General features: G+C 72.3%; 11 protein-coding genes and 3 pseudogenes. 2 read left to right on the top strand and 12 right to left on the bottom strand.

Annotation, left to right across the window (positions count from 1 at the left end; all coding sequences use genetic code 11):
• Nucleotides 1–129: 129 nt before the first annotated feature.
• On the bottom strand, nt 130–1,662 hold the full coding sequence (gene miaB / locus WMI84_RS12725; protein ID WP_347353705.1) for a tRNA (N6-isopentenyl adenosine(37)-C2)-methylthiotransferase MiaB: 1,533 nt from the start codon (nt 1,660–1,662) through the stop codon (nt 130–132).
• 175 nt (nt 1,663–1,837) lie between these two features.
• On the opposite strand from miaB, the gene WMI84_RS12720 reads away from it, so the two are divergent.
• Nucleotides 1,838–2,437, top strand: coding sequence for a YceI family protein (locus WMI84_RS12720; RefSeq protein ID WP_347353703.1), 600 nt, complete (start codon nt 1,838–1,840; stop codon nt 2,435–2,437).
• Between the two features lie 104 nt (nt 2,438–2,541).
• Here WMI84_RS12720 and WMI84_RS12715 read toward each other — a convergent pair whose 3' ends face one another.
• The 6 genes and pseudogenes from WMI84_RS12715 to WMI84_RS12690 form a co-directional block, all read right to left on the bottom strand.
• Nucleotides 2,542–3,363, bottom strand: coding sequence for a RecX family transcriptional regulator (locus tag WMI84_RS12715; RefSeq protein ID WP_347353701.1), 822 nt, complete (start codon nt 3,361–3,363; stop codon nt 2,542–2,544).
• Between the two features lie 11 nt (nt 3,364–3,374).
• Nucleotides 3,375–4,199: pseudogene (gene recA, locus WMI84_RS12710) on the bottom strand (recombinase RecA); the annotation flags it as partial.
• Nucleotides 4,200–4,202: 3 nt separating this feature from the next.
• Nucleotides 4,203–5,396, bottom strand: a pseudogene (locus WMI84_RS12705) (LAGLIDADG family homing endonuclease); the annotation flags it as partial.
• A pseudogene (locus WMI84_RS12700) lies at nt 5,370–5,588 on the bottom strand (DNA recombination/repair protein RecA); the annotation flags it as partial. The pseudogenes WMI84_RS12700 and WMI84_RS12705, both read right to left, overlap by 27 nt.
• Before the next feature lie 256 nt (nt 5,589–5,844).
• On the bottom strand, nt 5,845–6,363 hold the full coding sequence (locus WMI84_RS12695) for an O-acetyl-ADP-ribose deacetylase (protein WP_347353700.1): 519 nt from the start codon (nt 6,361–6,363) through the stop codon (nt 5,845–5,847).
• Entirely contained in the window at nt 6,360–6,608 is a 249-nt protein-coding gene (locus WMI84_RS12690; protein WP_347353698.1) for a DUF3046 domain-containing protein, read from the bottom strand. The genes WMI84_RS12695 and WMI84_RS12690 overlap by 4 nt, the downstream gene beginning before the upstream one ends.
• Nucleotides 6,609–6,796: 188 nt before the next feature.
• Between WMI84_RS12690 and WMI84_RS12685 the strand changes: the two genes are divergently transcribed.
• Nucleotides 6,797–8,464, top strand: coding sequence for a DUF3352 domain-containing protein (locus tag WMI84_RS12685; protein ID WP_347353696.1), 1,668 nt, complete (start codon nt 6,797–6,799; stop codon nt 8,462–8,464).
• 155 nt (nt 8,465–8,619) lie between these two features.
• On the opposite strand, the gene WMI84_RS12680 is transcribed toward WMI84_RS12685, so the two are convergent.
• From WMI84_RS12680 to rimO, 5 genes are all read right to left on the bottom strand, one after another.
• On the bottom strand, nt 8,620–9,459 hold the full coding sequence (locus tag WMI84_RS12680) for a serine hydrolase (protein WP_347353695.1): 840 nt from the start codon (nt 9,457–9,459) through the stop codon (nt 8,620–8,622).
• A 14-nt stretch (nt 9,460–9,473) separates the two neighbouring features.
• Nucleotides 9,474–9,776: a helix-turn-helix transcriptional regulator gene (locus WMI84_RS12675; RefSeq protein WP_347353693.1), complete on the bottom strand. Its 303-nt coding sequence runs from the start codon at nt 9,774–9,776 to the stop codon at nt 9,474–9,476.
• A 72-nt stretch (nt 9,777–9,848) separates the two neighbouring features.
• Nucleotides 9,849–10,334, bottom strand: a complete 486-nt coding sequence (locus WMI84_RS12670) for a CinA family protein (RefSeq protein WP_347353691.1) — start codon at nt 10,332–10,334, stop codon at nt 9,849–9,851.
• Complete coding sequence (pgsA, locus tag WMI84_RS12665; protein ID WP_347353689.1) at nt 10,331–10,978, bottom strand: CDP-diacylglycerol--glycerol-3-phosphate 3-phosphatidyltransferase; 648 nt, start codon at nt 10,976–10,978, stop codon at nt 10,331–10,333. The genes WMI84_RS12670 and pgsA overlap by 4 nt, the downstream gene beginning before the upstream one ends.
• Nucleotides 10,975–12,426, bottom strand: a complete 1,452-nt coding sequence (rimO, locus tag WMI84_RS12660; protein ID WP_347353687.1) for a 30S ribosomal protein S12 methylthiotransferase RimO — start codon at nt 12,424–12,426, stop codon at nt 10,975–10,977. Before rimO ends, pgsA begins: the two co-directional genes overlap by 4 nt.
• Between the last annotated feature and the right edge of the window lie 13 nt (nt 12,427–12,439).

Below are 12,439 nucleotides of genomic sequence, written 5' to 3'. Positions count from 1 at the left end.
GCAATCCCGATCGAGCGTGCGGCAATCCCGATCGACAGGGGCAGCAGCCCCGACGGACGATCGTTGTGGCCACACCCCCTCGATCGGGGAACGTGCACTTTCGATCGGAAACGTGCACCCTCGATCAGGTCAAGCAGGCAGAGTGCACGAAACGGCACCCGAGGTGCGCGGCGCGCCGACCGACGGCATGCCCAGGCTCACCGCGGGCTTGCCGGACCCGTTCGGGGCGCCCTGTAGCGCGGCCCAGGCGTCGCCACCTCGGGTGCGCTCGACGGCATAGGTCCCGTCCCCCAGCGCGGAGTCGGCGACCAGGTGGTGCGGCGCACCATACGTCACGTCCACGGTCACCAGGTCCCCGGGGCGGGGTCGGTCCGCGCCGTCGGGCACGGCGAAGTGCACGAGCCGGTTGTCCCGGGCTCGCCCGGACATCCGGTGGGTCTCGGCGTCCTTGCGGCCCTCGCCGGGTGCGACGAGCACCTGCACCCGGCGACCCTCGAGGCCGCGGTTCTCGGCCCAGGCGACCTCCTCCTGCAGGGCGACCAGTCGCTCGAAGCGCTCCTGGACGACCCGCTTGGGCACCTGGCCGTCCATCCCGGCCGCGGGGGTCCCGGGCCGGATCGAGTACTGGAAGGTGAAGGCGCCGGCAAACCGGGCGGCACGCACCACCTCCAGCGTGTCCTGGAAGTCCTGCTCGGTCTCGCCCGGGAAGCCCACGATGATGTCGGTCGTGATCGCGGCGTCGGGGATCTGCTCGCGGACCTGGTCGAGGATGCGCAGGAACTTCGCGCTGCGGTAGGAGCGGCGCATCGCCCGCAGCACGCGGTCGGACCCGGACTGCAGCGGCATGTGCAGGCTCGGCATCACGTTCGGGGTCTGGCGCATCGCGAGGATGACGTCCGGGGTGAAGGCAGCGGGGTGCGGGCTGGTGAACCTGACCCGCTCGAGTCCCTCGATCTCGCCGCAGGCCCGCAGCAGCTTGCCGAACGCGAGCCGGTCGCCGAACTCGACCCCGTACGAGTTGACGTTCTGGCCGAGCAGGGTGACCTCGACGACCCCCTGCGCGACCAGAGCCTCGATCTCGGCGAGGACCTCGCCCGGGCGGCGATCCTGCTCTCGCCCGCGCAGGCTCGGCACGATGCAGAAGGTGCACGTGTTGTTGCAGCCGACGGAGATCGACACCCAGGCGCTGTAGGCCGAGTCGCGGCGGGTCGGCAGGGTCGAGGGGAAGACCTCCAGGCTCTCCTTGATCTCGACCTCGGCACGCCGGTTGTGCCGGGCCCGGTCGAGCAATGCCGGCAGCGACCCGATGTTGTGGGTGCCGAACACCACGTCGACCCAGGGGGCCCGTTCGACGATCTGGCCACGGTCCTTCTGCGCCAGGCAGCCCCCGACCGCGATCTGCATGTCCGGGTTGCTCTGTTTGGCCGGGCGCAGCTGGCCGAGGTTGCCGTACAGCTTGTTGTCGGCGTTCTCGCGGACCGCGCAGGTGTTGAAGACCACGACGTCGGCGACCTCGGGTCGCTCCCCCTCGGGGAGGCTCGCGAGGTCGACGTAGCCGGCCGTCTCGAGCAGGCCGGCGAGCCGTTCGCTGTCGTGCACGTTCATCTGGCAACCGTGCGTACGCACGTCGTAGGTCTTCTGCTTCGTCGCGTGGGTCGTCATGGCACCGTCAAGGGTACGGCGTCACGCCTCCGCCCGGGCCTGCGGCCGTGGCCCGGCCGGCCTGCGGGCCACGGATCCGGGTCGTGCGGCTCGCGACCCCTAGATACTTGACAATTCAACTCCTACCGTCCATTGTAGTTATTGAACCATCAACTACTACTCATCAGGATCTGGCATGGGACTCTTCAACCGCTCCACCGACACTGCCGAGGCGACCTCCGTCGCCGTCGCCGACCTCACCGGCGACTACGTGATCGACGCCTCGCACACCCGCATCGGCTTCGTCGCCCGCCACGCCATGGTGACCAAGGTCCGCGGCCAGTTCGCGCAGTTCGAGGGCCAGGCTCACGTCGACACCGCACACCCGGCCGACTCGAGCGTGAAGGTCGTCATCCAGGCCGCCAGTGTCAGCACCGGCAACGAGCAGCGAGACGGGCACATCGTCACGCCGGACTTCTTCGACGTCGAGACCCACCCCGAGATCACCTTCGTCTCCACGCACGTCGAGCGGGCCGGCGTCGAGTGGGACATCACCGGGGACCTCACGATCAACGACGTGACCAAGCCGGTGACGATCGAGTTCGAGGAGACCGGCTCGGTGATCGACCCGTGGGGCAACACCCGCATCGGGTTCGAGGGCGAGGCCACGATCAGCCGCTCGGAGTGGGGTCTGAACTGGAACGCGGCGCTCGAGGCCGGCGGCGTGCTGGTCAGCGACAAGATCAAGCTCGAGTTCGACGTGTCGGCCGTCGCGGTGGTCCCGGCTCAGGCCTGAGCCGGACCCGTGCACGCCGGAGGGGGTGAGGACCACGGTCCTCACCCCCTCCGCGCGTCCGCGGCCGCTCGGGACGACGGGCCCGGCGCCACACAGGGCTCGGGTCAGTCTCGCCGGTGCTCCTGGGCGTTGTTGACCGCGTCGCGAACGACGGGCCAAGCGATCTCGCCCGGGTAGCCCTTGCGGGTGAGCAGTCCGGCCAGGCGCCTGGACTGGACGTCGGGACCGAGGCCGTGCATGCTGCGCATCTTCTTGGCGACGAGCTGCTCGGCGCGGGCTCGTTCGTCTGACGCGTCGAGGCCGCTCAAGGCCTGCTCGGCGATCACGTCGTCGATCCCGTGCCGGCGAAGCTCATGAGCCAGCGCAACGCGGGACAGGCCCTTGTGCTGCGTCTTCGACCGGACGAGCAGCTCGGCGTAGGCCGCGTCGTCGACGAGCCCGACCTCGGTCATCCGGTCGAGCACGCGCGCCGCCACGACGTCGTCGCAGCCGCGCTGCCGCAGCTTGCGCGCCAGCTGCGCGCGGCTGCGCGGGGCCATGCTCAGCTGGCGCAGCACGATCGTGCGCGCCACCGACTCGGGGTCCGCATCGGGCACGACCGACTGTGGGTCCTCGGGCGGCGGGACAGCCTGCCGCCGGCCTCCCGGGGAGCCCCCGCGGTCGTCATCCGGCGGGCCCGCCCGCCCAGTGCGCGGCGACTCGCCGGCGGCGGCCCGCTCGCCGGTGGGGGCCGGGCCGGTCCGCTCGTCCCGCCCGGCGGGGGGCGACCCGTCGGCGCCCCGCTCGCCTACGGGGCGGGCGCTGTCCGGCACGGCACGCCCGGCCTGCCCGGTCCCCACCCCGGCCCGGGCCTCCGCTCTCGCGAGCACGGCCGCTGCGCGGGCCAGCTTGGCGGCATGGGCCAGTTCGCGGGCCGAGTCACCCATGGGCACTCAGCTCAGAACTCGACCGGCACGTCCGCACCGGCAGCCGGCTGGTCGATGCGAGGACCCACCCCGAGCTTCTCCTTGACCTTCTTCTCGATCTCGTCGGCCAGGTCGGGGTTGTCCCGCAGGAAGCCGCGGGCGTTCTCCTTGCCCTGGCCGAGCTGGTCCCCCTCGTAGGTGTACCAGGCGCCGGCCTTGCGGATGAACCCGTGCTCGACGCCCATGTCGATCAGGCCGCCCTCGCGAGAGATGCCCTGCCCGTAGAGGATGTCGAACTCGGCCTGCTTGAACGGCGGCGAGACCTTGTTCTTGACGACCTTGACCCGGGTGCGGTTGCCGACCGGCTCCGTGCCGTCCTTGAGGGTCTCGATGCGTCGCACGTCGAGCCGGACCGACGCATAGAACTTCAGCGCCTTGCCGCCGGTCGTCGTCTCGGGGCTGCCGAACATGACCCCGATCTTCTCGCGGAGCTGGTTGATGAAGATCGCCGTCGTACCGGTGGAGTTCAGTGCTCCGGTCAGCTTGCGCAGGGCCTGGCTCATGAGGCGGGCCTGCAACCCGACGTGGTTGTCGCCCATCTCCCCCTCGATCTCGGCCCGCGGCACCAGGGCCGCGACCGAGTCGATGACGATGATGTCGAGCGCGCCGGAGCGGATCAGCATGTCGGCGATCTCGAGGGCCTGCTCGCCCGTGTCGGGCTGGGAGACGAGCAGGCCGTCGGTGTCGACGCCGAGGTTCTTGGCGTACTCGGGGTCGAGGGCGTGCTCGGCGTCGATGAACGCCGCGATGCCACCCGCCCGCTGCGCGTTGGCCACGGCATGCAGCGCCACGGTGGTGTTGTGCGACAGCATCCCGTTGGCCAGGAAGCTGTGGGAGCCCGGCACCACGATGTCGAACGTCGGCTGCTCACCACCGTCGTCGATGGCGACGACCTGCTCGTGGGTGTGCCGCTGCGCCTGCGACGGTCCCCCCGGGCCGGGCTCGCGCGACGACGCGACGAGGTCCACGCGCGGGGTCGCCGGTCCGGCCGCTGCCTCGACCTGGGCGGCCCGACGGGCCGAGCGGAAGCCGACGACCTGAAGGAACCGAGGCACGTCCCCCGAGTCGACGAGGACGCGGTGGCGGCCCCGCTCCGGCGTCCGGTCGGGGTAGGTCTGCAACGTCGCAGGCACGCCGAGGCCGTAGAGCATGAGCTGGACCTGCTCGGCCAGCCGGAGCGACGCGACGTCGAGCCCGACGGCCGAGGCCGGGTCGACCCACCCGTCGGCCTCGAACAGGGCGGACAGGAAGGCGCGCTGGGCCTTTGCCCCCGCGGTGCGGACCTGGCGGGGCACGGACTGCTCCGGCGCGTCGACGAACGCCAGGCCGTAGTCGTCGGCCAGCCGCCGGTGCAGTGCCGGGTCGAGGACGATGTGTCCGCCGCCCGCACCGAGCCCATCGTCGACACCGTGCGCACTGTCGGTGCCGTGCCCGGCGCCGGCACCGGACCCGGCCGTGCTGAGCACGGCCTGGACCAGCTCCGCCAGCTCCGCGGCAGCCTCGGGATCCCGGCCGGAGAGCCGCACGACCGGGCAACCCTGCCCGTCGAGCGTGCCCCGGGCCACGAGGTAGCCGAGCAGCACGGCCTCGTCCTGGCCGATCCCGTCGCCCAGGGCCGCCTCCTCGGCCCCGAAGAGCGCCGAGACCACGGTGTCGCCGACCGCCAGCCGGCCCGCGGCACGCCAGACGACGGCGCCCTGCTGGTCGAGGACCCGTAGGGGATGGTTGTGGGTCGCGCTGACCGTGCGGCCCGAGCCGAGGCGGATGCGCAGCACCGGCCGGCGGTCGTTGTGCGTGGTGGCGGCGACCGTCTCGAGCTCGCCCCGCTCGTTGACCACCCGCAGGCCCAGACCGCCCACGTCCGTCACCCGCGTGGTGCACGAGGCGCGCTGCCCGGTCCGCTCGAAGAGCTCCGCAATGGTCTCGAGGCCCCGGTCGGACCAGACGTACGTGTCGGCCGTGAGGCACTTGCCCGAACTCTCCGGTCCGTAGATCTCCACGATGCGGCCGCGCGGCAGCCCGCCGATGCCGAGCGCGACGTCGAGCGAGATCGAGCCGGTCGGGATGACCTCGATGGGGGGGCGGACGTCGTCGCCGAGGCGCATCACCGCGCCCTTGCCGTAGCTCTTCTCGATCTGGCCCATCACCGTGGAGAGGGCCTTGTCCTTGTCCTGCGCCGTTGCCATGTCGGTCACCTGTCTGCCGTCCCTGGGGCGGTCGTCTACCTGCGACCCTCGGGCGAACGGCTCGTGTCGTGCGCTGTCGGGTCAGACGTTAGGCCGGACCACCGACACCGGGTGCTCCACGGGACGGCCCTGTGGACGGCGTGCCTCCGGCGATCGACCTTGTGGACACCCTACCGAACACGTGTTCGAGATGGTTGCACGCGAGCCGCGACACGCCGACCACCCCGGCGCGCCGCCACCTCGGACGCCCGGCGGCTCAGGCGTCGAGCGCCCGGACGAAAGCGGCATACGTGGCCTCGGAGAAGAGCCAGAAGCGCGCCTGCACGACCGTCGGGAACCGTGCCATCGCGGCCGCGACCGTGGTGACGGCGACCTCGGCGCCCTCGTCGAGCGGGTAGCCGTACACCCCGCACGACACCGCGGGCAGTGCCAGCCGGGCGCAGCCGTGCTCTGCCGCCACCTCCACGGTGCGCTCGTAGCACGAGGTCAGCAGGGCCCGCTCACCCGCCGTCCCCCCGCGCCAGACCGGGCCGACGGTATGGATGACGTACGACACCGGCAGCCGCCCCGCACCGGTGATCTTGGCGTCGCCGGTCCGGCACCCGCCGAGCCGTCGGCACTCCTCGAGCAGCGCCGGACCGGCCGCCCGGTGGATGGCGCCGTCCACCCCGCCACCGCCCAGGAGCGACTGGTTGGCCGCGTTGACGATCGCGTCGACCTCGCGGTCCGTCGTGATGTCGCCCCGGTGCAGGCTGATCCCGGGAAACCCACTCATGACCCGACCTGCCCGCCGTGCGCCCCCCGCGCCTCACGGGCGTCCCGGCCCAGCCGCCGGGACTCGGGGACGTCCATGTCCTCGCACAACGCCTCCCAGACGGTCCGGGGCGGCACCCCGTGCTCGAGCGCCTGGCGTACGGTCCGGTCCCCCAGCGCCCCGAGCACGTGGTCGCGCGCCAGCGAGTCGGCGTAGCCGGCTCCGAACTCGTCCCGCATGAGGGCCCAGAAGTGGCTCATCCGCATCGTTCGAGTCTGCCACGCGGGGCTTCGGGCACCCGTCCCGGACCGAGGGTGGCATGTGGGCAACCTCATGGTCGCCGAGGGCCTGAAACCGGCACAAACACGGCGGAACCGCGGCCCACTTTCGGTACAGTCCAGCCAAGACCCGGCACGACCGTCCGGGTCTCAGCCATCACAGGGGACAGCACCAGATGACAGACCAGCACGACCCGGCACAGGATCCGACCCGCGGGAGAACCCCGCACGACTCGGACCCCGACCCCACCCGGTCGATCCCGCAGGCCGACACCCAGGCCCTGCCGACCCACTACGCCTACCCGGCCGACCGCTCGGGCGAGACCGCCGGCGGCACCGGGCCGGCCGACGACGCCACCGTGGTGTCCTTCAGCGACGACGGCCCGCCCAGGTCGTCCGGACGCCGGACGGGCCTGATCGCCGGTGGCCTCGTCGGCGCGCTCGCCCTCGGCGGCGGCATCGCGTTCGGTGTCGCGAAACTGTCCGGAGGGGGCGCCCAGCCGGCCGACGTCGTCCCCGCGGACGCGCTCGCGTACGTGCGCCTCGACATCGACCCCTCGGCCGGGCAGAAGGTCGCGGCCGTGCGCTTCCTGAACAAGATCCCGGGGGCAGAGGACATCTTCAGCTCCGACGACATGCGCAAGGAGCTGTGGGACCGGGCGGTCCAGGAGTCCGGCAACACCTGCCTGACCGGCTTCGACTTCACCAAGGACATCAAGCCCTGGCTCGGTGAGCGTGCCGGCCTGGCCGTACGCCCCGGCAAGACCGGCGGCGAGCAGAACATGCTCGTCGTCCTGCAGACCTCCGACGAGGCCAAGGCGAGCGACACGCTGGCCAGGCTCGCGGACTGCAGCTCGGAGTCGAAGGGCAAGACCGACATCCGCACCCGTGACGGCTACGTCCTGCTGACCCCGAAGGGCCAGGGCGAGGCGACCCTCGCCGCCCTCGACAAGGGGAGCCTGGCCGGCAACGCCACCTTCTCGGGCGACATGGCAGCCCTGGGAGACCAGGGCGTCGCGTCCATGTGGTTCGACGCCGGCAAGCTCGTCACGGAGGTCGACCCACCCGGCTCCACCCTCGGCGGGACCGCGCTGGACTCGGTCCAGGGACGTGCCGCCCTGACCCTGCGCTTCGACCCCGGGTACGTCGAGGTCGCCGGCATCGGACGTGGCCAGTCTGCGGTCAAGCGGGTCGACGGCAACGGCTCCGAGCTCGCGGCGCTGCCCGCGGACACGGTCGGTGCGGTCCAGCTCTCGGGCGGCGCCCAGCTCGTCGACGGTGCCTGGCCCGAGATGAAGAAGGCGCTGGACAACCTGCCGGGTGCCGGCTCGGGCAGCGACGTGACGGCCATGCTCGAGAGCGAGCTCGGGATCAAGCTGCCCGACGACCTCAAGACCCTGCTCGGCAGGTCCTTCACCCTCGCCCTGCCCGACCAGGCCTTCGGCTCGGCCCTGCCGACGGTCGGCCTGAAGGTGACCGGCACCGACGCGAAGCGCGCCGAGCAGGTCCTCACCTCGATCCAGGACGTCTCGGGCGGCGCGCTCCAGCTCGACACCAAGGTCGACGGCGACCGCCTCTACGTCGCCACCACCCCGGGGTACACCGACAAGCTCGAGCAGGGCGGCAAGCTCGGCGACAGCGCGGCCTTCAAGGCCGCGATCGGCGACACCGCCACCATGACCGGTGGCGTCTACGTCGATCTCGACCGGGTCGAGAAGTACTACCTTCCGGAGGTGGGCCCGGAGGCGCACGATGCCCTCGAGGCCCTTCGCGCGGTGGGGCTCAACGTCTCCGCCACGGGCGACGGGGAAAGCACCTTCGCGCTGCGCCTCGTCGGCAACTGAGGACGGCTGCACCACCGAGGTGCTCCGGTGCCCGTCGGCACCGGAGCACCTCGGCAGCACGTGTGGTCAGCAGCTCTGCCCGGATGGGTCGCCGCACCGAGAGCAGACCCCAGCGCGACGCCGACGGGGATGCCGGCGCCCGGGGCAACCCGCCGTCACTCGGTGGAGACCCGCCACACGTCCTTCGCGAGCGAGGCCACGAGCGCGGCCGCGGCCGTCTGGGACAGGTTGGTCGTCGTGCAGATCGACAGCACGAACGGCGCCCGGTCGACCGGGCGCACGAGGCACACGTCGTGCGAGACACCGTCGACCTCACCGGTCTTGTTCGCCGTGGTGACGTCGGCCGGCAGCCCGGCCGGGATCTGGTCGCGGTTCTGCGAGCGGCTCAGCATGGCCTCGACCGGGGCACAGACCGGGGCACCGCCCATGGCCGTGTCGTGCCGGGCCAGGCTCGCCATCAGCCGACCCAGGTCGGCAGCCGTCACGGTGTTGGTGATGCCGGCCTCGCGCGCCCGGGTGTCCTCGATGCCGCGGCGCACGACTGTCTGGTCCGAGCAGCCGGCGACGTGCAGGACGTGGGCGATCTCGTCGAGCCCGACCATCTGCAGCAGGATGTTGGCGGCCAGGTTGCCCGAGTGGGTGATCGCGTGGTCGCACAGCTGCAGGATCGAGCGGGTGGTGCCGTGCTCGAGCGCCGCCCACGTGCCCGCGTCCTGGTCTCCGGCCGGGTCCACGGAGAAGCGGGACCCGTCTGCCACCGACGTGAAGATGTTGTGCACCTCGACCGGTGCGGCCAAGTTGATCTCCCCGCGCGCCGCCTTGCGCAGCACGGCGATCACCAGGGGCAGCTTCATCGTCGAGGCCGCGTAGTGCGGCACGTCGGCGTGCCGGGCGAACCGGGCGCCGACCAGGTCACCCCACCACAGCGACACGGTCCCGTGTTCCCCAGCGGCCTCGAGGTGCTCTTCGAGGGTCCGGAACGGTGAGATCGCCATCGCGGCTCCTTCGGTCAGGCAGCCGAGGCCGACACCACGGCTGTTTCAGTGGTAACGGGCAGCGGCACCGTAGCCGCCAGGCCCTCCGACTCCGCCATGCGGCTGGAGACGTCGATCAACACCTGCGACAACGGCAGGGCGAGGGCACCGCAGATCGAGGCCAGCAGCTCGGAGGACGCTTCCTTCTCACCGCGCTCGACCTCGCTGAGGTAGCCGAGGGACACCGACGCCGAGGCCGAGACCTCGCGCAGCGTGCGCCCCTGCGCCTGCCGGCGCTCGCGAAGGACGTCGCCGAGTTCGCGTCGCAACAGGGTCATGTCGTCCTCCTCCGAGCCGCCTGCGAGCCGTGCCGTATCCCCTACCGTACCCCGTCGGTCCGCTCGCGCATCTCACGTTTCCACCGGCCGGTCCAGCCGCGTGGCGAGCAGGCTGAGCAGGTGCTCCACGGTCGCATGCCGGACGTGGGCCCGGTCCCCCGTCAGCCCCAGGTCGTACGATCGCGAGCCCCCCGGCCCCGCCACGCCGACGTGCACCGTGCCGGGCGGTTTGCCCTCGGCCGGACCCGGGCCGGCCACGCCGGTCGTGGACAGACCCCACGTGGCACCGAACCGAGCCCGGACCGACTCGGCCATCGCGATCGCCACCCGCGGGTCGACCGTCCCCGCCGCGGCGATGAGCGAGGCCGGAACGCCGAGCAGGTCGATCTTGACCCGGGCGGTGTAGGCCACCACCCCGCCGAGCAGGACCAGCGAGGCCCCCGGGGTGTCGGCGATCGTGGCCGACACCAGGCCGGCGGTCAGCGACTCGGCACAGGCGACGGTCTGGTGCCGCTGGGTCAGCCGGCCCACGACCCGCTCGGACAGCTCGGACGTCACCGGCCGTCACCGGGACCGTCAGCCGTGCGGTCGGGCCGCTGCAGCGCGATGCTCGAACGTCGCAGCCGGACCGCCTTGAAGACGTAGTCGACCCCGCTGGCGACGGCTGCCACCAGCGCCGCGCCGAGCACGACGTCCGCCAGCAGGCGCCACACCGGTGCCATGGGCAGGACCCACAGGGGGAAGGTGAGCGCCCCCAGCGAGACGGTCTGCAGGATCGTCTTGAGCTTGCCGCCACGGCCGGCCGGCATGACGCCGTACCGGATCACCACGAAGCGCAGCACGGTGACCCCGACCTCACGGGCGAGCATGACGATCGTGACCCACCACCAGATCTCGCCGAGCAGGGACAGGCCGATGAAGGCCATGCCCATCAGGGCCTTGTCTGCGATGGGGTCGGCGACCTTGCCGAAGTTCGTGATCTGGCCGCGGCTACGGGCCAGGCGCCCGTCGATCCCGTCGGTCACGGCGGCCAGCACGAAGACGAGGCAGGCCCACGCCCGCGTCCACGCGTCCGTGCCGTCGGAGTCCAGCAGCAGCACCCCGTAGACCGGCACGAGCAGCACGCGCACCAGGGTCAACGCGTTGGGCAGGTTCCAGTCCGACGGCCGGGGGTGGGGCCCGTCGCCCGGCGGCCCGCTCATCTCGGCACCGCGACCAGGTCGACGCCCTCGCTCGTGAGCACCCTGGCCCGCACGAGGTCCCCGATCCGTGGCGCCGGCGAGAAGTCGGCGACCTGCAGGACCGTGACCCCGTCGACGTCCGGCCCCTGGAAGCCCGCCCGTCCGACCACCTCGCCGTCACCGCCGGGGCCCGGCACCTGCTCGACCAGCACGTCGACGACCTCGCCGACCCGCTCCTGCGCCCGCTGCGCGGTCAGCTCCTCGACCAGCCGGCCGACCCGATCGAGCCGCTCGGCGACGACGTCGTCGGGCACCTTCCCGGGAAACGTCTCCGCCTCGGTGCCGTCCTCGTCGGAGTAGCCGAAGACCCCGACGACGTCGAGCCGGGCCGCGGTCAGGAACTCCTCGAGCTCGGCCACGTCGGCCTCGCTCTCGCCCGGGAAGCCGACGATGACGTTGCAGCGGATGCCGGCGTCCGGCGACCGCTCACGCACCCGCCCGAGCAGGTCGAGGAAGTGCGCGCGGGAGCCGAACCGTCGCATCGCGCGCAGCACCGCCTCGGCGGCGTGCTGGAAGGAGATGTCGTAGTACGGGGCGACACCGGGTGTGTCGGCCATCGCCGCGAGCAGTCCGGGCCGGATCTCGGCCGGCTGCAGGTACGAGACCCTGACCCGCTCGATCCCGGGGACGGCGGCCAGCTCCGGCAGCAGCTTCTCCAGCAGGGCGAGGTCGCCGAGGTCCTTGCCGTAGGAGGTGGAGTTCTCCGAGACGAGGAACACCTCCTTCACCCCGTGCTGGGCCAGCCAGCGGGCCTCGGCGAGGACCTGCTCGGGCCGGCGCGAGACGAACGCGCCACGGAACATCGGGATCGCGCAGAAGGCACAGCGCCGGTCGCAGCCCGAGGCGATCTTCAGCGGTGCCCACGGCGCGCCGTCGAGACGCGCGCGGACGACCCGAGGTCCTGTGGGCGGCACCGGACCCACCGGCTCGTCGCCGAAGCCGGGGGTCGGCACGTGCGAGACCTCGGCCGGGCGGGCGGCCGGGCTCAGCGGCAGCAGCCGGCGCCGGTCCCGGGGCAGGTGGCTCGGCACGTGACCGCCGGACAGGATCCTGCCCAGGTGCGCCGACAGGTCCCGGTAGGAGTCGAAGCCGAGCACCGCATCGGCCTCGGGCAGCTCGGCCGCCAGCTCGGCGCCATACCGCTCGGCGAGGCAGCCCACCGCCACGACCGCGCGGGTGCGGGCGCCCGACTCCTTGAGCTCGGCCGCTTCCAGGAGCGCGTCGATGGAGTCCTTCTTGGCTGCGGCGATGAAGCCGCAGGTGTTGACCACCGCCACGTCGGCCCGGGCCGCGTCGTCGACCAGGCGCCACCCCTCGGCGAGCAGGCGGCCGGCCAGCTCCTCCGAGTCGACCTCGTTGCGCGTGCACCCCAAGGTGACGAGGGCGACGCTCTTGTCGGGCGCGGTCATGCGCCCACTCTAG

It is taken from the genome of Intrasporangium sp., assembly GCF_039812505.1.
Taxonomy (GTDB): domain Bacteria; phylum Actinomycetota; class Actinomycetes; order Actinomycetales; family Dermatophilaceae; genus Intrasporangium_A.
The sequence above is the reverse complement of the archived record's forward strand: the minus strand, read 5'-3'. Positions and strand labels throughout refer to the sequence as shown.

Excerpts from the sequence above, each read along its gene's own strand:
- WMI84_RS12720 (WP_347353703.1), top strand. The coding sequence starts at position 1,838 with ATGGGACTCTTCAACCGCTCCACCGACACTGCCGAGGCGACCTCCGTC.
- WMI84_RS12695 (WP_347353700.1), bottom strand. The coding sequence starts at position 6,363 with ATGAGTGGGTTTCCCGGGATCAGCCTGCACCGGGGCGACATCACGACG.
- WMI84_RS12675 (WP_347353693.1), bottom strand. The coding sequence starts at position 9,776 with ATGACCCTGTTGCGACGCGAACTCGGCGACGTCCTTCGCGAGCGCCGG.
- WMI84_RS12680 (WP_347353695.1), bottom strand. The coding sequence starts at position 9,459 with ATGGCGATCTCACCGTTCCGGACCCTCGAAGAGCACCTCGAGGCCGCT.
- WMI84_RS12690 (WP_347353698.1), bottom strand. The coding sequence starts at position 6,608 with ATGCGGATGAGCCACTTCTGGGCCCTCATGCGGGACGAGTTCGGAGCC.
- WMI84_RS12715 (WP_347353701.1), bottom strand. The coding sequence starts at position 3,363 with ATGGGTGACTCGGCCCGCGAACTGGCCCATGCCGCCAAGCTGGCCCGC.
- miaB (WP_347353705.1), bottom strand. The coding sequence starts at position 1,662 with ATGACGACCCACGCGACGAAGCAGAAGACCTACGACGTGCGTACGCAC.
- pgsA (WP_347353689.1), bottom strand. The coding sequence starts at position 10,978 with ATGAGCGGGCCGCCGGGCGACGGGCCCCACCCCCGGCCGTCGGACTGG.
- WMI84_RS12685 (WP_347353696.1), top strand. The coding sequence starts at position 6,797 with ATGACAGACCAGCACGACCCGGCACAGGATCCGACCCGCGGGAGAACC.
- rimO (WP_347353687.1), bottom strand. The coding sequence starts at position 12,426 with ATGACCGCGCCCGACAAGAGCGTCGCCCTCGTCACCTTGGGGTGCACG.